Raw genomic sequence first — 22,235 nt, 5'->3', positions numbered from 1 at the left:
GATTTTTGCTAACGTTGCAAACGCTGCGTTCCAACCCATATGAGCCAGTATGATACCATTATCCGTTCTCGATCTTTCGCCCGTTCCCGAAGGTAGCGATGCAGCACAATCGCTGCATAATACGCTGGAGCTTGCGCAACATGCCGAACGGCTCGGCTTTCACCGTTACTGGCTTGCCGAACACCACAATATGCCGGGTATCGCCAGTGCCGCCACATCTGTGGTCATCGGTTACGTCGCCAACGGCACCTCAACCATTCGCGTCGGTGCAGGCGGCGTCATGCTACCCAACCACGCACCTCTGGTGATTGCAGAACAGTTCGGCACGCTGGCTTCCCTGTTTCCGGGGCGTATCGATCTCGGTCTTGGGCGCGCTCCGGGCACTGACCAGATCACCGCTCATGCGCTTCGTCGTAATCTCGACAGTGACGCCAATGCGTTTCCGCAGGATGTGGTCGAGTTGCTCAACTATTTCAAACCTACCGAACCGGGTCAGCGCGTGCGCGCAGTGCCGGGCGAGGGGTTGAATGTGCCTGTCTGGATTCTCGGTTCCAGCCTGTTCGGCGCGCAGCTTGCCGCGATGCTGGGGCTGCCTTACGCATTTGCCTCGCACTTCGCGCCTGGCGAAATGGAGCGCGCCATCGCTCTATATCGCGAGCGGTTCGAGCCATCGGAATATATGCAGAAGCCTTATGTGATGCTGGGCCTAAACGTGATTGCAGCCGACACGGACGAAGAGGCGAACCATCTTTTCACGTCGCAACTGCAGGCTTTCGTCAACCTGCGCAGCGGTCGCCCGGGCAAGCTTCCTGCACCGGTCGAAGGCTATGCGGAGCGGCTTGATCCGGCAGCGCAGGCGCTTGTTCGCCAGATGCTGTCATGCCGTGTGGTCGGTGGACCGGACACGGTAGCGAAAGGCATCAAGGCCTTTGCAGAAAGCACCGGCGCCGATGAACTGATGTTGACCGGCATGATACATGATCACAAGAAGCGTCTGCATTCATACGAGATCGCCAGCCGTTCAATCGGCCAATCAATCGCCTGAGCGGCTGTTTTCGCTTTTGACTTCCGCCAACAACCAATCCCGGAAAGCCGACACCGCCGGAGTGCTCGAACGAGCCTTCGGCGTCACAAAATAATAGCTGCTCGGGCTTTTGACCGTATGCGGACAGGCAACCACAAGCTGGCCACTATCGATTTCGGCGCGAATGAGGAACAGCGGCATCAGCGCAACGCCAAGGCCTGCAATGCAAGCCTGCGAGACGTTCGAAAACTGTTCAAAGCGCATTCCCGGTGAAACCGGAGCCGCGATATCGAGGCTCTTGAACCAGTGGTCCCATGCACCGGGGCGTGAAGCCATATTGAACAGGGGAAGCGGCAACAGATCGGCAGGCGCATGAACCGGATTCTGCTGTAGAAATGCAGGGCTGCACACAGGCGCAACCGTTTCATCCATCAGGAAGACACTATCGGCGTTGGGCCAGTCCGGCTGGCCAATATGGATCGCTGCATCCAATCCTTCGCGATCAAAATCGAACTGCCCGATACGCGTCGCAAAATTGAGGATGATATCGGGATACTTTGCCACGAAACGCGGTATGCGCGGGATCAGCCAGCGTGTGCCGAATGTCGGCAGAAAAGCGAGATTGAGCGTGGTGCCACGCATATGCGACATGACTTGCAGCGAAGCGGCACGGATGGATGCCAGCGCTGGCCCCACCGCCTTCAGATAGACGCGCCCGGCATCGGATAGAACCACATTGCGGCTGGTGCGGTCGAAAAGCGCTGTTCCAAGCTGCTCTTCAAGCGTTGCAATCTGCCGGCTCACCGCGCCTTGCGTCAACGACAGTTCCTCGGCCGCAGCCGAAAAGCTTTCATGCCGCGCAACCGCATCGAAGGCGGCAAGCGCACTGGTGGAGGGGAGCAAGCGGCGTGATATCGAAGTCATGATCCATTACTAAATGGAATAGATCGATGAGTAAACGTCGATTGCACCAGACCTCGGCACAGTTCATATTTCCTGCGAATTTTCATTGAGGAGAATACACTGATGTCACGTGCGGCTTTTAGCTGGGAAGACCCGTTTCTACTGGATGACCAGTTGACCGAAGACGAGCGCATGATCCGCGACTCGGCCAAGGCTTTTGCGACGGACGTTCTGCTGCCCCGCGTTGAAAAGGCCTATCTAGATGAGACGACCGATCCGGAACTGTTCCGTCTGATGGGGCAGGCTGGTCTTCTGGGCGTGACGCTTCCTGAAGAATATGGCGCAGCCAATGCCGGCTATGTTGCCTACGGCCTGGTGGCGCGCGAAGTCGAGCGTGTCGATTCCGGTTATCGTTCGATGATGAGCGTGCAGTCGTCGCTCGTGATGTATCCGATCTATGCCTATGGCTCGGACGAGCAGCGCAAGAAATATCTTCCGGGCCTCGTCTCCGGCGAGCTGATCGGCTGCTTCGGCCTGACCGAGCCCGATGCAGGCTCCGATCCGGCAGGCATGAAGACCCGCGCCGAAAAGATCGACGGTGGCTATCGTCTCAGTGGCTCCAAGATGTGGATTTCGAACTCACCGATCGCCGATGTGTTCGTCGTCTGGGCAAAGTCCGTTGCGCATGACAACGCCATTCGTGGCTTCATCCTCGAAAAGGGCATGAAGGGGCTTTCCGCACCGAAGATCGGCGGCAAGCTCTCGCTGCGCGCATCGATCACCGGCGAAATCGTCATGGATGGTGTCGAGGTTTCGGAAGACGCACTTCTGCCGAATGTCTCCGGTCTCAAGGGTCCGTTCGGCTGCCTCAATCGCGCCCGCTACGGCATTTCCTGGGGCGTCCTCGGCGCTGCAGAAGATTGCTGGTTCCGTGCCCGTCAGTATGGTCTTGATCGCAAGCAATTCGACAAGCCGCTGGCCGGTACGCAGCTTTACCAGAAGAAGCTGGCTGACATGCAGACCGAAATTGCTCTTGGCCTTCAGGCAAGCTTGCGCGTCGGCCGTCTGTTCGACGACGGCAGGATGGCTCCGGAAATGATCTCCATCGTGAAGCGCAACAATTGCGGCAAGGCGCTCGATATTGCCCGTCAGGCCCGCGATATGCACGGCGGTAATGGTATCCAGATCGAATATCACGTCATGCGCCATGCGCAGAATCTGGAAACAGTGAACACCTATGAAGGCACGCATGACGTTCATGCGCTGATCCTGGGCCGCGCCCAGACCGGCATTCAGGCTTTCTTCTGATCGCTGTATCGCCAAGCCTTCCATTCGGGCCCGTTCGCAGTTCGCGGGCGGGCCTCTTTATTTTTGTACGGGATTGCTGAAAATGCAGAACACGCCGCTTGACAGTCTCAAGGTGGTAGAACTGGCGCGCATTCTTGCCGGACCATGGGTAGGGCAGACGCTCTCCGATCTTGGCGCCGACGTCATCAAGGTGGAAAGCCCTGAAGGTGACGATACGCGCAAATGGGGCCCGCCATTCATCGATGTGGAAGGCGAAAGGTCCGCCGCCTATTTCCATGCTTGCAATCGCGGCAAGCGTTCGATCACTGCAGATTTCCGCACTGATGAGGGCAGGGAAGTGGTGCGCCAGCTCGTGGCTGACGCCGATGTTGTCATCGAGAACTTCAAATTGGGTGGGTTGGATAAGTACGGCCTCGACTATGAGAGCCTGAAGGCCATCAATCCACGCCTGATCTATTGCTCGATCACCGGTTTCGGCCATACCGGCCCATACGCCGAGCGTGCAGGCTATGATTTCATGATCCAGGGCATGGGCGGCATAATGGATCTGACTGGCGAACCTGACGGTGAGCCGCAGAAAATTGGCGTGGCTTTCGCCGACATTTTCACCGGGCTTTACAGCGTGATTGCGATCCAGTCCGCACTCATTATGCGCGAGCGCACCGGCATCGGCCAGCATATCGATATGGCGCTATTCGACTGTATGTCGGCGGTTTTGGCCAATCAGGCGATGAATTTTCTGGCGTCCGGCGTTTCACCAAAGCGCATGGGCAATGCCCATCCCAATATTGCGCCCTATCAGACGCTGCCTGTTTCCGACGGCTATTTCATCATCGCCTGCGGCAATGACGGACAGTTCGGAAAACTGACCTCATTGCTTGGCATTGGTGACATCGCAGTCGACGAGCGTTTCGTCAGCAATTCGGCGCGTGTGGCCAACCGGGCGGCTCTCACGGCACTTCTGGAAGACAAGACTCGGGCATGGAAGCGCGACGATCTTCTGGCCGAGCTTGCCAGAATTGGCGTGCCTGCCGGTCCGATCAACACGGTGGCCGATGTATTCGCAGACCCGCAATTCGAGGCGAGGGCGATGAAGATCGACCCGCAAGGCGTTCCCGGTCTGCGGACGCCTATTCGCTTCTCCGATGCCGAATTAAAGCTCGACAAGCGTTCGCCGAAGCTGGGAGAACACAGCAACATCATTCTTTCGGAAATCGGCAAAAGCTGAACGAGAATAGTGTCATCAACCAGACGCGCTCTTCATCGAAGGGCGCGTTTTTGTTTGTAATGCATCGATGAAAAGTGAAAGTCTCTAATCAAGAAACAACTTTAACCCCTTGCGGGGAAAGCATTTTAAATTGTTCTTGAGAGAAGATGGTGCGGTCGAGAAGACTCGAACTTCCACGGGTTGCCCCACAGCGACCTCAACGCTGCGCGTCTACCAATTCCGCCACGACCGCCCGTGGTAGGAGCCGAACTCCGTCGGCGAGTGGGCATTTAGCAAATCACTTTGGGGTGCACAAGCCCCATCTGCATCTTCCGGCAATCTTTTTGAAAAAGAATGTGAAAAAGCCGGCACGCAATCATCGAAGACATCGTTGAACCCCCGAATTTCCGGGATTTTTCAAAGGCTTCCGTAAATCAAAAAAAATTCCGAAAAACGTCACCGAACGAGAGTGTAGCGGTAGAACAAAGGGCTGCTAGGGGCAACAAGAGCGAATCCGACGAATCCGATTCATTCGGATTCGTCTCAATCGCCAAAAAATTACCCGGCGATGCCCTGCAAGCGCTTGATATCCTCAAGACGCTTCAGCGTTTCCGTATATCCGGCGTCGATTGCCTCGGATGCGCGATGGAAATCGGCAAGCCCGATCTGTCCCACAATCGGCATAAGCGTGACATCCGGTGGATCGCCCGCCATGCGGGCTCGCGAGATGCGGTCCTGAATGATGTTGAAAGCTTCCATCATCACGCCTGTAATGCCAAGGCGCGCTTCCTTCTCACCATGAATTGCCTCGGCCAGACCTTCCTGGCGCGATTGCGCATGTTTGATGACTGCAGCGCGACCATACTGGTCGTAATGCAGGTTCACCGCAAGGACGAGGCGCTGCTCGTAAGCGCGGCACACAGATACGGGGACAGGGTTGACCAATGCGCCATCGACCAGAACACGCTCCTGCCAGCGTACGGGCTCGAAAACCCCGGGCAGGGCATAGGAAGCACGCATGGCATCAATAAGCGGGCCAGATGACAGCCAGATTTCGTGACCGGTGCGTAATTCGGTGCAGATCGCGACAAAGGGACGGTCCAGTTCCTCGATGCGCAGCCCGTCCAGATGCTCGCGCAGGCGACCATCGAGTTTCATTCCGCCGAACAGCCCGCTACCGCGAAAGGTGATATCGAGAAGATTGAACATGCGCCGCCGTGTGAGGCTACGGGCGAAATCTTCCAGTTCATCGAGCTTTCCGGCCAGATAACAGCCACCGACAAGCGCGCCGATGGAAGTTCCGGCAATCATCTCGATATCGATATTGGCTTCGTCCAGCGCGCGCAGAACGCCGATATGCGCCCAGCCACGCGCAGCTCCGCCGCCCAGCGCCAAGGCTATCCGGCGCGGCTCACGCTTGATTTCAGGTTTTTCAACGATTTCTTCTGTCGGCGGTGCAAGGTCGTTATTCGCAGCCTTCCGCCTCTGCCCCCATGCAAGCATCACGATGGATACCTCTTCGTCTCGATTTGGAGCATTTCCGACAAAAGACTCAAGCGGTTTGCGTCAGGAAATGCACAGACAAATGGCTAAAACGATTCCGACAACTCCGTTTGAATGGAACCGCTTCAGATTAGCGAAACATAGTATCCAAAGAATAAATGCTGCGAATTGATGGCGCGACTCATATTCGCGCCATCACATCCTTTTGACCAAGATTAATGCTCGTGATCGCAAGCGCCTTCAATAGCCAGCGATATATCGCCGTTCTCGGCAACAACCTGCCGATAGAAGCAGGAGCGGCGGCCTGTATGGCAGGTCGGCCCGTCACCGGCGACGCGCACTTTCAGCCAAAGCGCATCCTGGTCACAATCCGTTCGCAACTCGACAACGCTTTGCAGATTGCCTGACGTCTCGCCCTTCTTCCAGAGCTTGCCGCGCGAACGAGACCAGTAATGCGCAATTCCCGTTTCGAGGGTGAGACGCAGCGCTTCCTCATTCATATGGGCGACCATCAGTAACTCGCCGTCACGCGCATCGGTTACAACGGCTGTGATGAGACCTGATGCATCGAAGCGCGGCATGAATGCCGCACCTTCTTCGATGGCCTTCTTGTCAGAAGGCTGGACAGGAAAGAAGCTCATAGTCTGCCGCTTATCTGCGGGTCAGGGTCATGAAGCGAACCTGTTCCTCCGCATTCACCTGCATTTCGCCGGTAAAAGTGGTGGTGATGGTCGTCGAACCCTGCTTGCGGATGCCGCGCATGGCCATGCACATGTGCTCGGCCTCGATCATGACGGCGACGCCACGCGGCTTCAAAATGCGCTGGATGCTATCGGCGATTTGTGCGGTGATGCTTTCCTGTGTCTGCAGGCGGCGTGCGAAAATATCCACGACGCGGGCAATCTTGGAAAGGCCAACCACCTTGTGATCAGGCAGATAGGCGACGTGCGCCTTGCCAATGATCGGCACCATATGGTGCTCGCAATGCGAATGGAACGAAATGTCCTTCACGAGGACAAGATCGTTATAGCCACCGACTTCCTCGAACACTGTGCCGAGAACTTCTTCCGGGCTTTCCGTATAACCTGCGAACAGTTCCTTATAGGCCTTGGCAACACGCTTCGGCGTTTCCAGAAGACCTTCACGCTCCGGGTCGTCTCCGGCCCAAAGCAAAAGCGTGCGTACGGCTGCTTCTGCATCGGCCTGCGTCGGCTTGCTATGCAAAAGAGTTATATCTGCCTGCTTGTTCGGCAGGCCGGATTCGTCATCTTCTTTGAGGATGCGAGCGTCCATCAGTATTCTCCAGTAGTCTCCTTCAAGGAGGAGACGAGTTAAACGGACAATACAACGATGCGCTTTGCGAGCGGGCGATGTATTGATCCGGCGCTTGAGGCCACCGGACAGGTTTTCGTGCGACTGCCCCCGGGTCTGTGCTAATGTTACCCATAGCGCAGACGCTACCTGCCTATTATATAGACATTAAATTGCAACTTCAAACCGCAGTCGGACGACAAAATTATGTTTTTCTCCGGCACTGCGGAAGGTTCGCCTCCATGATCGATGATATTTATAACAAACGTATTCTGGAATTCGCTGGAAACATGGAGCGTCTGGGACGCCTTCCTGAGCCCGATGCCGTTGCCAAAGTGCATTCCAAACTGTGCGGATCGACCGTTACCGTCTACCTGAAAATGGCTGACGGCATTGTGACGGATTTCGCGCATGAGGTGAAAGCCTGCGCACTTGGGCAGGCTTCTTCGTCCGTGATGGCGCGCAATATCATCGGCGCTTCCGCAGAGGAACTGAAAGCCGTCCGCGATGAAATGTACAAGATGCTGAAGGAAGAAGGTCCGGCGCCGGAAGGGCGTTTTGCCGACCTGAAATATTTCGAACCTGTCCGCGAATACAGGGCTCGCCACGCCTCCACGCTGCTTACATTCGATGCGGTTGTCGATTGCATCCGGCAAATCGAGGAAAAGGCCAAAGCTGCCTGATGTGCTCTTGCGGCAAGAATCACGCAGGCGAGGGCGCACCAAAGCGCTATAGCCGGAATTTTACAGATGCGTGGCGCAAGACACCCGGAAGAGTGATCGGCACTTCGTTCGTGCGCTTCTATCAGGTGACATTGTCGTCTCTCATCGGCAATTCCTGCCGCCATCTGCCGACCTGTTCCGAATATGCCTATGAAGCCATTGCTCGCCACGGCCTGTGGAGCGGCGGATGGGTGGGGCTTTTTCGCGTCATGCGTTGCGGGCCGTTCGGAACCCACGGTTTCGATCCGGTGCCGCGTACACTCTCCAGCGATCTCAAATGGTATCTGCCCTGGCGGTATTGGCGCTGCTCGGCATCTTAGGGCGCGATGCGCTTTATCAGAGCCTTCTCCCGGTTCCCCGAATTACTCCCAGCTGTGAATTCTGACATTTTTTTGTTAGCTGATTATAATTCATTAAGGATATCAACGTTTCATTGAGAATTGGAATTTAAGGCAGTGCTGTGGTCTTTTTCGGGCCGCAATTTGCCTGCATGTCCCCCCGGCGTCCCTATTCCTGTGAGCTGTTATGCTGAAATCATCGTCCCGTCTTTCACGTCTCATTGCATCCTTAGCGCTCGGTGCGAGTGTGCTTTGTACGTCTGCGGCGATGGCGAATACGTCCTGGGTTGTTTTCGACGCCGATAGCGGGCGAATCCTTGGGCAGGACGATGCGAATGTGCAGCGTGCACCAGCTTCACTGGCCAAGATGATGACGCTCTATCTCGCCTTTGAAGGTCTCAAGACCGGCACGCTACATTGGGACGATGCAATGCCTGTGTCGAAAAATGCGGCTGCAAAGGTCCGCATGAAGCTCTGGCTGAAGCCGGGTGAGACGATCACGGTGCGCGACGCTATCAACGGCATGATTATTGTCTCGGCCAATGATGCGGCGACGGTCATGGGCGAATATATCGCCGGATCGGAAGCGGCTTTTGGCCGGTTGATGACGCAGCGTGCGCGCCAGATCGGCATGAAGAGCACTTTCTTCGTCAATCCGTCGGGACTGACGGCAAAGTCAACCCAGCTTACCACAGCGCGTGATATGGCCGTGCTTGGCATGTCGCTCCGCCGTGACTTTCCGGAACAATATGAGCTGTTCTCGCAGCGCTCCTTCACTTTCCGCGACCGTGTTCGTAATGGCCACAACAATCTGATGTATCGCTATCAGGGTGTGGACGGCATCAAGACCGGCTATACGGATGTATCCGGCTACAACCTCGTTTCGTCTGCCGTCATCAACGACAGACACCTTGTCGGTGTCGTACTGGGGGCTGGATCAGCGCGGCAGCGCGACGACCAGATGGCGAAACTGCTCACCCAGTTCGGCACGGAAGGCACTGAAGCCACGGGGCAGCTCGTTGCAATGGCAAAGCCGCAGCCTGTCGCCAAACAGGCAGCTCCGGCTCAGCCGAAAGCAGACGCAGTAGCAGACCTGATCGACGATTCCCGTATCGAGCAGGGCGACGGTGGCTTCCTGATCGCCTCAGCCGCTGGAGCATCGGCCTGGACGATTCAGCTCGGCGCTCCACCGACACTTTCCGGTGCCAAGGAGCTGCTGGCCAAATATCGTCCGGCGGTCGACAAAGTCGCACCGGGCCTGAAAGCTGAAATTTCGCCTGCCGAAAAGCGCCGCAAGGTCTATCGCGCGCGTTTTTCCGGTTTCAGGGACTCTGCATCCGCCGAAAAGGCGTGCTCGCAGTTGAAGCAGCAGAAGATCGACTGCCTCCCGATTCGGAACTGATTTCATTTCAATTGCACAGATGAGCGCGACCTGACGCCGTCAGTCTGTCGCGCTTTACTGGCTGGGCAAAAAAGACTAGAACCCAACCTTCATTTTCATACGCATGAACCCACCCGCAATCGTTGGCGGGACTGGATAAGGATGATCAGAATGTCGAATACCGTTTCCATGCAATTTCCCGATGGCTCTGTGCGTGAATACGATGCGTCGATGACCGGCGCGGGCCTCGCGGAATCGATTTCCAAATCTCTCGCCAAAAAAGCTGTTGCCTATGCCGTCGATGGCACCGTGCGCGATCTTTCCGATCCTCTCGGCGCTTCCGGCAAGATTGAGATTCTGACCCGCGAAGACCCGCGCGCGCTCGAACTCATTCGTCACGATACGGCGCACGTACTGGCAGAAGCCGTGCAGGAGCTTTTTCCGGGCACGCAGGTTACCATTGGCCCCGTTATCGAGAACGGCTTCTACTACGACTTTGCGCGTAATGAACCGTTCACGCCCGACGATCTTCCGGTGATCGAAAAGAAGATGCGCGAGATCATTCAGCGCAACAAGCCTTTCACCAAGGAAGTCTGGTCGCGTGAAAAAGCCAAGCAGGTTTTTGCCGACAAGGGCGAGAACTACAAGGTCGAGCTGGTGGAAGCCATTCCTGCCGGACAGGACCTCAAGATTTATTATCAGGGCGACTGGTTCGACCTCTGCCGTGGCCCACACATGGCTTCAACCGGCCAGATCGGCAATTCCTTCAAGCTCATGAAGGTCGCCGGGGCTTACTGGCGCGGTGATTCCAACAATCCGATGCTGACCCGCATCTACGGCACTGCTTTCGCCAACGACAACGATCTTCAGGCCTATCTCCATATGCTTGAGGAAGCCGAAAAGCGCGATCATCGCCGCCTTGGCCGTGAAATGGACCTGTTCCATTTCCAGGAAGAGGGACCGGGCGTTGTGTTCTGGCACGCCAAGGGCTGGAAGATGTTCCAGAATCTGGTGAGTTATATGCGTCGCCGCCTCGACAGCCATGGCTATCAGGAAGTGAACGCGCCGCAGGTGCTCGACAAGTCCCTTTGGGAAACCTCGGGCCACTGGGGCTGGTATCGCGACAACATGTTCAAGGTAACCGTTGCCGGTGACGAAACCGATGATGATCGTGTCTTTGCGCTGAAGCCGATGAACTGTCCCGGCCATGTCATGATCTTCAAGCATGGCCTCAAGTCCTATCGCGACCTGCCGATCAAGCTTGCGGAATTCGGTAATGTGCACCGTTACGAGCCGTCAGGCGCGTTGCATGGCCTGATGCGCGTGCGCGGCTTTACGCAGGACGATGCGCACATCTTTTGCACCGAAGAGCAGATGGCTGCGGAATGCCTGCGCATCAATGACCTGATCCTGTCAGTCTACAAGGACTTCGGTTTCGAAGAGATCACCATCAAGCTGTCGACCCGTCCTGAAAAGCGCGTCGGCTCGGATGAGCTCTGGGATCGTGCCGAAAGCGTGATGATGTCGGTGCTGGAAAAGATCCAGCAGCAGTCCAACAACATCAAGACCGGCATTCTGCCGGGCGAGGGCGCGTTCTACGGTCCTAAGTTCGAATATACGCTGAAGGATGCTATCGGCCGTGAATGGCAGTGCGGCACCACGCAGGTGGACTTCAACCTGCCGGAACGCTTTGGCGCATTCTATATCGATAAGGATTCTGAAAAGCGCCAACCGGTCATGATCCACCGCGCGATCTGCGGCTCGATGGAGCGCTTCCTAGGCATTCTGATCGAGAACTTCGCCGGTCACATGCCGCTGTGGTTTGCGCCGGTGCAGGTTGTCGTTGCCACGATCACCTCGGATGCCGACGAATATGCGTCGCAGGCTGCGGCTAAGCTGAAAGCCGCCGGACTGCAGGTCTCGACCGATCTGCGCAACGAGAAGATCAACTACAAAGTTCGTGAGCATTCCTTGCAGAAGGTTCCGGTGATCCTCGTCTGCGGCAAGCGCGAAGCCGAAGAAAACACGGTCAATATGCGCCGTCTCGGTTCGCGCGATCAGGAATCCATGACGCTCGATGAAGCCATTGCACGGCTGGTGGAAGAGGCGACCCCGCCCGATCTGCTCCGCCTCAAGAATGGTGGCTAACAATTAAAAGGCCGCGCATTGCGCGGCCTTTTGCTTTTGCAGAGAGCTTAGACCTAATCCATGCTGTCTTGAACGGATTCGGATTCGCCATTGGCGACGACTTCGACTTCCTCGTTCTTGCCAGAAGAAACCTTGAAGTCTCGCTGGTAGATGCGGTCCTTGTTCTTGGCGACGGCAACATAATCCCCTTCGATTAGAACCATCGACGAATAAGCGCCAGCGCTTTCGCGTACCACATCGCCGGAAGCGTTCAGGATCGACCATGACGTATCGGCAAGCGCTTCGCCGCCGCGCTCGCGCACAAGCTTCAACGTCACTTCCGCGGCCCGATGCTGAACGGTCGCTTCCGTCAGTTTTCCGGCTTCCACGCGAATATCGGCCCGAATGGTGGCATTGGCCGTGCCATAGTTGGAAACAACATGATAAGTGCCGCTGTTGAGGCGAATGATCGCGTTCGGCTTGACGTCGGGCACAATCAGCGAACGATCATTATTGTCTTCGTCCGCATAGATCGAGAAACGCAGGAGATCGTCATTAATCTTGCCGCCATCCGGCAGAATCGCACTGAGCTTCATCCCGCCCGCATCGAGCATCATCACTTCATGACGGGTCGCGTTGCCGACCGTGATCCGCTTGGTAGCACCGGCGCGCCCATAGGCGACATGCACCAGATAGCTACCCTCGGGCAGATTGAAAACAGCACTGCCGCCCTTTGCACTTGCTATCAACGGCAGTTGACCATCCGCTCCGACATCCGGCGAGAACACGCGCCATACAAGCCCCGCCGGAATGTCACCGCCACCTTCACTCAACCGCGCCTTGAGATCGAGTTCACGCGTCTGGACGAGCGGATTGTTCTCCGGGCTGGATGGGGCGGCATAAGTGTTCAGTGTCGGAAGATCGAGCGCTGGCTGCGGCAAGTCTGGCAGGCCAGTCGTGGTGGTCTGCAACTGTGGAATATTTGTCCGCGGATCTAGGCTCTGAGCCAACGATGGCATTGCACTGACGGCAAACGCGAACGCCGTAAAAAACGATCCTCCGCGCAGGGCAATTTTTCTCTTTGGGTAAAACAGGTTCAAGCGATCCGACATGTTGTATTTTTGAGCCCATGCGGGTGGCGAATTCAAGGCCAAATCGCTTCCGGCACCCGCATTTTTCCAACTTCTGTTGATTAATCGTTTCTGGAATTTTGACTTTACAGTGCGGATGCAAAGGGCGAGAAGAAGCAGCCCCGAATAAGTGGAGCAATATAAGCAGCATTTTAGTGACGAGGTTATCCGTGGCCCATCCGATCTTCGATTTTCTGGCACAGCGCAGTTCCACCCCGATTTCGGCAATTTCCGGACCAGCACCCGAGGGCGAGGAACTGGCAGCATTGCTGAAAGTTGCCGCACGCGTGCCTGACCACGGACGCCTGACACCCTGGCGTTTCATCCTTTATCGCGGGGATGCGCGTCTCAAAGTCGGCGAGTATCTGGCCCAACGTGCCGAAGAAATTGAAGGTCCGATGCCGGAAGGACGCAAGGAAAAAGAGCTTACGCGTTTCTCGCGTGCGCCGCTCGTCGTCGGTGTCGTGTCGTCGCCTGTCGCGCATGAGCGCATTCCGGAATGGGAGCAGTTCCTTTCGGCTGGCGCTGTCGCAATGAATCTTTGCACGGCTGCGAACGCGCTTGGTTATGCCAGCAACTGGATTACAAACTGGTATTCGGACGACGCTTCCGCCCGCGCATTTCTGGGACTGGCGCCCAATGAACGCGTTGCCGGGTTTGTTCATATCGGAACGGCGGCAAACAAGATGCCGGAACGCCCGAGAGCCGACATGGACAAGATCGTTATCGAATATTCCGGCCCATGGACGCAAACTTAGAACTGACTTCAACAAGACTTTCTAATCAGCGGATAAACATATGTTTTATGAACCGAGGGAAGGGCACCCGCTGCCCCATAATCCGTTCAAGGCAATCGTTGCACCACGCCCCATAGGCTGGATCGGGACGAAATCGAAGGAGGGCGCCGTCAACCTCGCGCCCTACTCCTTCTTCAACGCGATCTGTGACACGCCGCCTATGGTCATGTTCTCATCGAGTGGTGTGAAGGACAGCGTTTCATTCATCGAAGAAACCGGCGAGTTCACCGCAAATCTGGTGAGCGATCATTTGAGAACCCAGATGAATGCATCATCTGTCGACGCGCCTCGCGGTATCAGCGAGTTCGAATATGCCGAACTAACCCAGACGTCGAGCAGGCTTATCGCAGCCCCACGCGTCAAGGAGGCCTATGCAGCGCTTGAATGTGTCGCGGTGGAAATCAAACGATTGCAGGACAAAGAGGGCAGGCCGACCGGCAATTACATGGTGATCGGCGAGGTTGTCGGCGTGCATATCGATGAACAGGTCCTGACCAACGGTCTCATCGATATCGCGAAAGCCAGACCTGTCAGCAGGCTTGGCTATATGGAATTTGCCACGACGGAAAGCGTCTATCAGATGTTCCGTCCAAAATGGGAAGATGAGAAATAGACCGATTGAGCATTCCAGCAAAAGTGTGAAACGATTTTGCGCCCGGAAATGCTTAAAAACAAATAGTTAGAGGCCTTTTCTCTTGGCTTCGCCCCAGATTGCTTCCATTTCATCGAGAGTAGCGGCATCAAGGTCGCTTCCGGTATCACCGAGCGTTTTTTCGATGAAATGGAACCGCCGCTTGAACTTCTCATTGGCTGCAACGAGCGCGGTTTCCGCATCGATCTCAAGATGGCGGCCCAAATTGACCATGGCAAACAGCAGGTCACCATATTCCTCTTCGATATCCACGCGCTCCTTCGCTGCCATAGCTTCCTTCAGTTCTGCGGTTTCCTCGGCGATCTTGTCGAGGATCGGTGCTGCCTCAGACCAGTCGAAGCCGACTTTCGCGGCTTTCTGCTGGAGTTTCAAAGCACGAAGCAGGGCAGGGAAGGCGTGTGGAATATCGTCCAGAAAACCGTTCTTCTCGGTCATTTCAAGCCCGAGTTTCGCACGCCGTTCGGCCCGCTCGGCTTTTTCCTCAGCCTTGATGCGATTCCATGAGCCCTTGGCCATGCCTGCATTTCTGGCTTCAGCGTCACCGAAAACATGCGGATGTCGCCTGATCATCTTGTGCGTGATAGCTTCGACAACATCGCCAAATGCAAAGCTGCCCTGTTCTTCGGCCATGCGCGAATGGAACACCACTTGCAACAACAGATCGCCAAGTTCTTCGCGCAGATCGTCCATATCATTGCGCTCTATGGCATCAAGGACTTCATAAGTTTCCTCAAGCGTATAGGGCATGATGGATTCGAAACTCTGCTCCACATCCCATGGACAGCCGGTTTCGGGGTCACGGAGCGCTGCCATGATTTCCAGAAGGCGATCGATATTGCGGGATGGTTTCATCATCGCTCCGTCAAACTTGGCTGATCTATTGCAACCATTCAAGAGAATCGCACCGGATGGCTTGAAGTCTGTTACTGATTTTGCATAGTCAGCCGGGGATCGCACATCGGGGCGGCATGTTCAACAAGCGGATACATAAACGATGACAATTCTTGTGACTGGCGGCGCTGGTTATATCGGCTCGCACACCTGTGTTCAGCTCATCGAGGCAGGCCACGACGTCGTTGTGGTCGACAATTTTGACAACAGCCACCCAGAAGCCCTGCATCGCATCGAAAAGATTACCGGACGCACGCCGCGCCGGGAAGCAGGTGATATTCGAGATCGCGCCTTTCTGGAACAGGTGATCCGGCATCACAAATGCACTGCCGTCATTCACTTTGCCGGTCTGAAGGCCGTCGGTGAATCGAGCGAAAAGCCGATGCTCTATTATGATTGCAATGTGGTGGGCACGCTCCGCCTGTTACAGGCCATGGAAGCAACCGGCGTCAAGACACTGGTTTTCAGCTCATCAGCCACGGTCTATGGCGATCCGCAGAAATTGCCGATCACTGAAGACCAGCCGCTATCGGCAACGAATCCCTATGGTCGGACCAAGCTCGTCATCGAAGACATGCTTCGCGATATTTATAACGGCGACAACAGCTGGAAGATCGCCATCCTGCGTTATTTCAACCCGGTTGGCGCACATGAGAGCGGCCTGATCGGCGAAGATCCAAAGGGCATTCCGAATAATCTAATGCCGATCATCGCGCAGGTCGCGACCGGTCGTCGCGAAAAACTGAATGTCTGGGGCAATGATTATTCAACGCCCGATGGCACCGGCGTTCGCGACTACATTCACGTAGTGGATCTGGCTGCCGGCCACTTGAAGGCACTCAAGAAGCTGGATGAGCCGCAGTGTTTCGAGGTGAATCTCGGCACGGGGCAGGGCTATAGCGTTCTGGACGTCGTGAAGGCCTTCGAACACGTCTCGAATCGCGAAATCAAGTATGAGATTGCGCCGCGCCGTCCAGGCGACGTTGCTGAATGTTACGCTGATCCAACCTTTGCCCGCGATTTCCTCGGCTGGTCCGCAGAGAAGAACCTCCGCGAAATGTGCCAGGATATGTGGCACTGGCAGTCGAAGAACCCCAACGGTTACGAATGAACCAGCTTGGATTGTAAATTGGAAGCCACATCTCAAAAGTGTGAGCTATCGCGCCATATCGGGAGGATTGAAACTCCTCCCGAGAGGTTTATGAACGAATGTGAATTTTGAATGAAGCGGGCGTCGCGCTCCGCAATGCCTGCAAGATTGGACGATATGATGCGCTTCCTGCCTGACAAATTCACCAGCATGCTGATCGTGACCATTCTGCTTGCGTCCGTGCTCCCCGTGCACGGTGATTTTGCAGACTGGTTTGCACTGGCAACGAAATTTGCTGTCGGGCTTCTGTTCTTTCTGCATGGTGCAAGACTCTCGCGTGAGGCCGTCGTTGCAGGCATAACGCACTGGAGGCTGCATCTGGCAGTCCTGTCATCGACGTTCATCCTGTTTCCGATCCTCGGTCTGGCGGCAGGCTGGACCATTCCCGGCTTGTCGCAATCAGCCTTCTACACAGGTATCCTCTTTCTCTGCGTTCTGCCTTCGACGGTCCAGTCGTCCATAGCCTTCACCTCAATTGCGGGCGGCAATGTTTCAGCGGCAATCGTATCAGCATCTGCGTCGAACATTTTCGGCATGTTTCTCACGCCCTTGCTGGTCGGCTTGTTGTTCGCAGTCAAAGGCGGTGGTGGAATATCTGTCGATGCGCTCGAATCCATTCTGTTGCAGCTGCTCGCACCCTTCGTGCTCGGACAAATTCTGCAGCCATGGATCGGCAGTTTCATGCGGCGGCACAGCAAAGCACTCGGCTTTGTTGACCGAGGCTCGATCCTGATGGTCGTTTATCTGGCTTTCAGCGAGGCTGTGGTTGAAGGTCTTTGGCGTACCGTTTCGTGGCACGATCTCGGCATGATGGTGGGAGTCAACATCGTTCTGCTGGTCGTTGTGCTGCTGGCCACCTGGTACGGCAGCAAGTTGCTCGGTTTCAATCGTCCCGACCGCATCACGATCATGTTCTGCGGATCAAAGAAGAGCCTCGCCAGCGGAGCTCCAATGGCAAGCGCGATTTTCGCCGGTGCGAATGTCGGCAGCATTGTTCTGCCTTTGATGCTCTTTCACCAGATCCAGCTTATGGCCTGTGCTGTGATTGCACGAAAGCTGGCGGATCATAAAGGTCATGACGAGCGCATCACAGCTGCTGCCGAGTAGGGTACACATCCGATCAACGCGGACCCGCTTGCGAGATTTTCCAGATAAGCGTAGGAAGCGGGGAGGGATACTCTTGCCCTACGCGCTCGAATGTCGGAAAAAGTAAGAAATTAAAGATTTTACAACCACTTACACACCGCATCTAACAGATGCCAAGAACAGAAGAAGGGCCGATCTTTATGGCCGAGAATGACAAACCAGCTTTTGATCAGGAAGCGCTTGCAGAAGCCTATGAGCGGGCGCTTGCACTGGAAAAAGCTGGCGATTTCGATGCGGCTGCCAAGGCCTATGAAGATGTGCTGCGGATCGATCCTGATGACCATGGCGGCGCAGCCGTGCGGCTTGCGAGCATGGGACGCGGCGCGGTACCTCTAAAGGCTCCGGATGCCTATGTATCGACACTCTTCGATCAACATGCCGAAATGTTCGACACGATCCTTGTTGACCAGCTCGGTTATGACGTTCCACTCCAGCTGCGTGAAATACTTCTCGACATGAACGACGAGTTTTTCGCTGAACGCATGCTCGATCTGGGCTGCGGCACCGGCTTGTCAGCTGATGCGCTCGATGACATGGCCGGACATAAGACCGGCGTCGATATCTCGGAGAACATGATCGAAGTCGCTTACGAGAAAGGCGACTATCAGGCGTTGTTCGTCGGCGAAGCCGTTCGTTTTCTCGAAACCACGAGCGAACAGGATTGGGATCTGATCGTCGCTACTGATGTTCTGCCTTACATGGGCGAACTCGACAAATTCTTCACGGGTGTTGCCGCGCATCTGCTGCCGGGCGGACATTTCGGCTTCTCCAGCGAGACGCTGGACGATACAAGGCTTGCCGGGCGCGCATTCATGGTTGGAGACTATCAGCGCTTTGCACACGCACAAACCTATGTGCGTGCGATGCTCGACAACCACGGAATGGACTGTGTGCGTTGCGAAGACATCGTCGTGCGCAGCGAACAAGGAGCGCCAGTTCCAGGCCATCTTTATATCGCTCGGCGTCGCTAGTACTCTGGGCTGATATATTCAGGGTTCACATCTAAGTCTCGAGGAGCTCAGATGTCGACAGCGCCGCAAGCGGTTGTCGCCATGTTTCAAGACAGATGGATATGGGTTAGTTCCATAATCTATCTTATGTGATCGATGTATATAGCAGGGTGGGTTCTAGCTTGAAGTGCGACTTGCAAATGAATTCATGAGGTTAGCCATGGAGGAAATTGGATGTCGAATTGCTATTCACAGATCACTTTGCGTGAACGTAGCCGTCTTTTCGAGCTTAAACAGCTCAAAGTCCCTCTCGGCGATATAGCGCGGCTGATGGGTCGTCATCGCTCGACGATCTATCGCGAGATCAAGCGCAACAGCTTTCGGGACACGGAGATACGCCGTTGATTTCAATCATTTCGAAGAATCGCTTGGCATGGGAAACACGACCAGTATCACAGCAATCTGTCTTGGCATCTAAGACCAAAGCATGCGTGTACTGTCGGTCCATATAGGCTATTACCCGGGCGGCGTCGTATTTCGCAGATGGTCGGTAGTGATATCTTGCTTTCGAGACGGTGAGCGCCATTTCCGGCTCAAGTCCGGATGGGAAGGAAGGTAGATTTAAAGATGTTGGAAGCACGTATTCGAAACACTTCGCTTCGAGACAAGATCATTACCGCTGAACAGGCCGCGAGCCTTATCCAGGACGGTATGGTCGTCGGCATGAGTGGATTTACCCGCGCTGGCGACGCCAAGGCTGTACCCGTTGCCATGGCTGGCCGTGCTGCGACAGATCCCTTCAAGATCACGCTGATTACTGGCGCTTCCCTCGGCCACGACGTCGACAAGATTCTTACAGAAGCACACGTGCTCTCGCGGCGCATGCCGTTTCAGGTCGACAGAACCCTGCGTGCCGCGATCAATCGCGGCGAAGTGATGTTCATCGACCAGCATCTTTCCGAAACTGTAGAGCAATTGCGCTCAAACCAGATCGGTCCTATCGACTACGCCGTGGTCGAGGCTCTTGCCATCACCGAGAGCGGCGGAATCATTCCCACGACATCGATCGGCAATTCGGCAAGTTTTGCCATTCTGGCCGATAAGGTCATCGTTGAAGTGAACCTTAATCAGCCTATGGCGCTCGAAGGTCTGCACGACATCTATATTCCAACGAAGCGCCCTTCCCGCGACCCTATACCGGTCACGGCGTGCGACAGCCGCGTCGGCCTGCCCTATATCCCGATCCCACCGGAAAAGATCGCAGGCATCGTCATCACGCAGGAAAATGACAGCGCCTCGACCGTGGAACCGGCCGACGGTGAAACAATAGCCATTGCGGGCCATCTGATTGAATTTCTGATGCAGGAAGTCGCTGCCGGACGTCTTGATCTGACGCTCAATCCGCTTCAGGCTGGCATCGGCACCATTGCAAATGCCGTATTGAACGGTTTTGCCGATAGCCCGTTCCACAATCTGCGCATGTATAGCGAAGTGCTGCAGGACAGCACCTTCGACCTGTTCGATGCCGAAAAGCTCGACTTTGCATCAGGATCATCGATCACGCTCAGCCCCGCCTGCGGAGAGCGTGTCTTCAACAATATCGACCGTTACCGCGACAAGCTTATTCTGCGCCCGCAGGAAATCAGCAACCACCCGGAAGTCATCCGTCGTCTCGGCATTATCGGTATCAATACCGCGCTCGAATTCGACATTTATGGCAATGTGAATTCCACGCATGTCGACGGCACACATATGATGAACGGGATTGGCGGTTCAGGCGACTTTGCCCGTAACGCCTTCATCTCGATCTTCGTGACCAAATCCGAAGCCAAGAACGGCGCGATATCGTCCGTCGTTCCGATGGTCACGCATGTCGACCATACGGAGCATGACGTGGACATTCTGGTAACGGAACAGGGCCTTGCCGATCTGCGCGGCCTCGCCCCTCGTGAACGGGCCCGTGTCATCATCGACAACTGTGCGCACCCGGATTATCGCCCACAACTCAACGATTATTTCGACCGCGCTTGCGCACGTGGCGGGCATACACCTCATCTAATTGAAGAGGCTTTCAGCTGGCATCAGCGCCGCCGCGAGACGGGCAGCATGCGTAGCTGAATATCTGAAAAATCTTGCACTGTTCGGTGCCAGCTTGATTTAAGTTATTGCTTACAAAGCGGAACCTTCTTTTCCTTGGAACGTTAACCGGCACATCGTTTTTGGATTGGAGACGATGTGCCGCTAGCAAGAGCCCTGCTCTTTCTTTCGGTTTGAACGGGCTCAATCGGCGGCGTCGAGGAACGGTCGTCGGTTAGGCAACGCAACCCCAAGTTCCGGGAAGGATCAGACCGCCTATGTCCATCCTCATCAGCCTTCTGATAACAATTCTTGTTATCTTCCTCGTACTTTATCTTATCAACATGCTGCCTCTGGATGCCAAGGTCAAACAGATCGCTCAAGTTATCGTGATCATTATTGGCATCATTTCGCTTCTGAAATATTTGGCGGTCTTCTGATTCAAGCCATCAGCAGTCATAATGCCGGCGAAATCCCGGCCAAAATCCCGGAGTGTCAGGCCGCTCCGGGATTCGTTACAATGCCTTACTCAGGGTATTTCCTGAGTTATATTAGCCACTTACGATTTATGTCTCGTTGAGACAGTTCTTTTAAACATAGTTGTGCTTAATTACATTTCCTCGTAACATATATTCGCTATGCTACCTGTGATTGTGTCAACAATGGCACTCATAGACAAAAAATTGCAAGAAGCGCATGGTGGTATCTTTCCCCTCTCCGGCGTTCCTTTTATAAGGCCCACAAAATAAATGCCCGTTCTTAATAGGGATCAGGCGCGGGTCGTAGATCATCCTCACTCAGGGTTGGGAGCGCGAGGAAATGAAGAAGACTGCTCTACTAAAAGCAGCCTTAATAACGTTGTCTGTCGTGTTGTTCTCTCTCGGGGCAACCTCGATAGTGGCGTTTACTTCTGGCGTCACGCCTGGCATCGTCGCGCTCGGCCTCAGCGCGGGCATTCCCGCAGCCACGGCCTTCCCTTCTCTTGCCTATATTTTTCATCAACATAGCAAGTTGCAAGACGCATATCTCCAGCTTGAAAAAGCGCATGTCGAACTGCAGGCACGGTCACGGATCGACCACATGACTGGTCTTCTCAACCGTGAAGCGTTGTTCGAAGCCATGAAGATCAGCCGCTCCCGTATCGAAACCGGCACCTTGCTCGTTATCGATGCCGACCATTTCAAGGCGATCAACGATACATTTGGCCACGGCGTCGGCGACCGTGCCTTGAAGCTGATCGCATTCGCGCTTCAGAATGTGACGCGAAAAGGCGATCTCGTCGGCCGTATCGGTGGGGAAGAATTCTGCGTTTTTCTGCCGGGTGCCAGTGGAGAGACCGGTATGCGGGTTGCACAGCGTATACGCGCAGAAGTAGAAAATACGCCGTTTCACACAACGGAGTATCAGGTCTATCCGTTGACGATCAGTATCGGTGTTGCCTCAGCGCCGAAAAATGAGACGAACTCACAGGTGCTCAGCCGCGCTGATCGCTGCCTCTATATTGCGAAGCAGCGCGGACGCAATTGCGTGGTCTTCGATGAAGAAAGCGGGCGCCTTGCCAGCGCATCTGTCGTTTCTATCGTAAGTGCTCGGGAAGTGGCGCGCGGATAACGCCGCGC

Annotated in this window: 21 protein-coding genes, 1 tRNA gene and 1 pseudogene; 16 read left to right on the top strand and 7 right to left on the bottom strand. The window is 55.3% G+C overall.

The genetic code is table 11. The annotated features are described in order from the left end of the window. Window positions 1-49: 49 nt before the first annotated feature. Complete coding sequence (locus AAE521_RS03325) at window positions 50-1,045, top strand: LLM class flavin-dependent oxidoreductase (protein WP_342060462.1); 996 nt, start codon at window positions 50-52, stop codon at window positions 1,043-1,045. Here the strand turns inward: AAE521_RS03325 and AAE521_RS03320 are convergent. After that, window positions 1,034-1,948: a LysR family transcriptional regulator gene (locus AAE521_RS03320; protein WP_010660108.1), complete on the bottom strand. Its 915-nt coding sequence runs from the start codon at window positions 1,946-1,948 to the stop codon at window positions 1,034-1,036. The genes AAE521_RS03325 and AAE521_RS03320 overlap by 12 nt on opposite strands. Window positions 1,949-2,050: 102 nt before the next feature. Between AAE521_RS03320 and AAE521_RS03315 the strand changes: the two genes are divergently transcribed. Both AAE521_RS03315 and AAE521_RS03310 read left to right on the top strand, forming a co-directional pair. Beyond that, a complete protein-coding gene (locus AAE521_RS03315; RefSeq protein WP_342060461.1) occupies window positions 2,051-3,235 on the top strand; it encodes an acyl-CoA dehydrogenase in 1,185 nt (394 codons plus the stop codon). Window positions 3,236-3,317: 82 nt separating this feature from the next. Next, window positions 3,318-4,463, top strand: a complete 1,146-nt coding sequence (locus AAE521_RS03310) for a CaiB/BaiF CoA transferase family protein (protein WP_342060460.1) — start codon at window positions 3,318-3,320, stop codon at window positions 4,461-4,463. 147 nt (window positions 4,464-4,610) lie between these two features. Here the strand turns inward: AAE521_RS03310 and AAE521_RS03305 are convergent. From AAE521_RS03305 to folE, 4 genes are all read right to left on the bottom strand, one after another. Then, window positions 4,611-4,695: transfer RNA gene (locus tag AAE521_RS03305), tRNA-Leu, on the bottom strand. A 305-nt stretch (window positions 4,696-5,000) separates the two neighbouring features. After that, window positions 5,001-5,948 (bottom strand): patatin family protein, encoded by a 948-nt coding sequence (locus tag AAE521_RS03300; protein WP_010660105.1) that lies wholly within the window; start codon window positions 5,946-5,948, stop codon window positions 5,001-5,003. 212 nt (window positions 5,949-6,160) lie between these two features. Further along, window positions 6,161-6,586, bottom strand: coding sequence for a phosphoribosyl-AMP cyclohydrolase (gene hisI, locus AAE521_RS03295; RefSeq protein ID WP_010660104.1), 426 nt, complete (start codon window positions 6,584-6,586; stop codon window positions 6,161-6,163). 10 nt (window positions 6,587-6,596) lie between these two features. After that, entirely contained in the window at window positions 6,597-7,238 is a 642-nt protein-coding gene (gene folE, locus AAE521_RS03290) for a GTP cyclohydrolase I FolE (protein ID WP_342060459.1), read from the bottom strand. Window positions 7,239-7,498: 260 nt separating this feature from the next. Here folE and AAE521_RS03285 point away from each other — a divergent pair, with 260 nt between their 5' ends. The 4 genes from AAE521_RS03285 (at window position 7,499) to thrS (ending at window position 11,845) form a co-directional block, all read left to right on the top strand. After that, entirely contained in the window at window positions 7,499-7,939 is a 441-nt protein-coding gene (locus AAE521_RS03285; RefSeq protein WP_010660103.1) for an iron-sulfur cluster assembly scaffold protein, read from the top strand. Further along, window positions 7,939-8,298 carry a membrane protein insertion efficiency factor YidD gene (gene yidD / locus AAE521_RS03280; RefSeq protein WP_342060458.1) on the top strand — a complete coding sequence of 120 codons (360 nt, stop codon included), beginning with the start codon at window positions 7,939-7,941 and terminating at the stop codon, window positions 8,296-8,298. The genes AAE521_RS03285 and yidD overlap by 1 nt, the downstream gene beginning before the upstream one ends. 205 nt (window positions 8,299-8,503) lie before the next feature. Further along, window positions 8,504-9,718 (top strand): serine hydrolase, encoded by a 1,215-nt coding sequence (locus AAE521_RS03275; protein ID WP_342060457.1) that lies wholly within the window; start codon window positions 8,504-8,506, stop codon window positions 9,716-9,718. Between the two features lie 150 nt (window positions 9,719-9,868). After that, on the top strand, window positions 9,869-11,845 hold the full coding sequence (gene thrS / locus AAE521_RS03270) for a threonine--tRNA ligase (protein WP_342060456.1): 1,977 nt from the start codon (window positions 9,869-9,871) through the stop codon (window positions 11,843-11,845). A 53-nt stretch (window positions 11,846-11,898) separates the two neighbouring features. Here thrS and AAE521_RS03265 read toward each other — a convergent pair whose 3' ends face one another. Continuing rightward, window positions 11,899-12,843 carry a hypothetical protein gene (locus AAE521_RS03265; protein ID WP_374864432.1) on the bottom strand — a complete coding sequence of 315 codons (945 nt, stop codon included), beginning with the start codon at window positions 12,841-12,843 and terminating at the stop codon, window positions 11,899-11,901. Between the two features lie 281 nt (window positions 12,844-13,124). Between AAE521_RS03265 and AAE521_RS03260 the strand changes: the two genes are divergently transcribed. Beyond that, a complete protein-coding gene (locus tag AAE521_RS03260) occupies window positions 13,125-13,712 on the top strand; it encodes a nitroreductase family protein (RefSeq protein ID WP_342060455.1) in 588 nt (195 codons plus the stop codon). 40 nt (window positions 13,713-13,752) lie between these two features. Next, the gene (locus AAE521_RS03255) at window positions 13,753-14,364 is read left to right on the top strand and encodes a flavin reductase family protein (RefSeq protein WP_342060454.1); all 612 of its coding nucleotides are present in this window, start codon (window positions 13,753-13,755) and stop codon (window positions 14,362-14,364) included. 66 nt (window positions 14,365-14,430) lie between these two features. Here the strand turns inward: AAE521_RS03255 and mazG are convergent, their stop codons facing one another. Then, a complete protein-coding gene (gene mazG / locus AAE521_RS03250; protein WP_342060587.1) occupies window positions 14,431-15,255 on the bottom strand; it encodes a nucleoside triphosphate pyrophosphohydrolase in 825 nt (274 codons plus the stop codon). Between the two features lie 142 nt (window positions 15,256-15,397). Between mazG and galE the strand changes: the two genes are divergently transcribed. The 7 genes and pseudogenes from galE to AAE521_RS03215 all read left to right on the top strand — a co-directional run bounded on the left by galE (window position 15,398) and on the right by AAE521_RS03215 (window position 22,227). Continuing rightward, complete coding sequence (gene galE, locus AAE521_RS03245; protein ID WP_010660095.1) at window positions 15,398-16,405, top strand: UDP-glucose 4-epimerase GalE; 1,008 nt, start codon at window positions 15,398-15,400, stop codon at window positions 16,403-16,405. A 159-nt stretch (window positions 16,406-16,564) separates the two neighbouring features. After that, entirely contained in the window at window positions 16,565-17,551 is a 987-nt protein-coding gene (locus AAE521_RS03240; RefSeq protein ID WP_029924822.1) for a bile acid:sodium symporter, read from the top strand. A gap of 179 nt (window positions 17,552-17,730) precedes the next feature. Beyond that, complete coding sequence (locus tag AAE521_RS03235; RefSeq protein WP_342060453.1) at window positions 17,731-18,561, top strand: class I SAM-dependent methyltransferase; 831 nt, start codon at window positions 17,731-17,733, stop codon at window positions 18,559-18,561. A 213-nt stretch (window positions 18,562-18,774) separates the two neighbouring features. Next, window positions 18,775-18,936 (top strand): annotated as a pseudogene (locus AAE521_RS03230) (helix-turn-helix domain-containing protein); the annotation flags it as partial. 231 nt (window positions 18,937-19,167) lie between these two features. Further along, the gene (locus tag AAE521_RS03225) at window positions 19,168-20,658 is read left to right on the top strand and encodes a succinyl-CoA:acetate CoA-transferase ScpC (protein WP_342060451.1); all 1,491 of its coding nucleotides are present in this window, start codon (window positions 19,168-19,170) and stop codon (window positions 20,656-20,658) included. 236 nt (window positions 20,659-20,894) lie between these two features. Continuing rightward, entirely contained in the window at window positions 20,895-21,056 is a 162-nt protein-coding gene (locus tag AAE521_RS03220; protein WP_010660091.1) for a Thivi_2564 family membrane protein, read from the top strand. 379 nt (window positions 21,057-21,435) lie between these two features. After that, entirely contained in the window at window positions 21,436-22,227 is a 792-nt protein-coding gene (locus AAE521_RS03215) for a GGDEF domain-containing protein (protein WP_012092042.1), read from the top strand. Window positions 22,228-22,235 lie beyond the last annotated feature (8 nt).

The sequence above is a fragment of the Brucella cytisi genome (assembly GCF_038433355.1).
GTDB classification, from domain to species: domain Bacteria; phylum Pseudomonadota; class Alphaproteobacteria; order Rhizobiales; family Rhizobiaceae; genus Brucella; species Brucella cytisi.
This window is presented reverse-complemented; position numbering and strand designations above follow the sequence as displayed.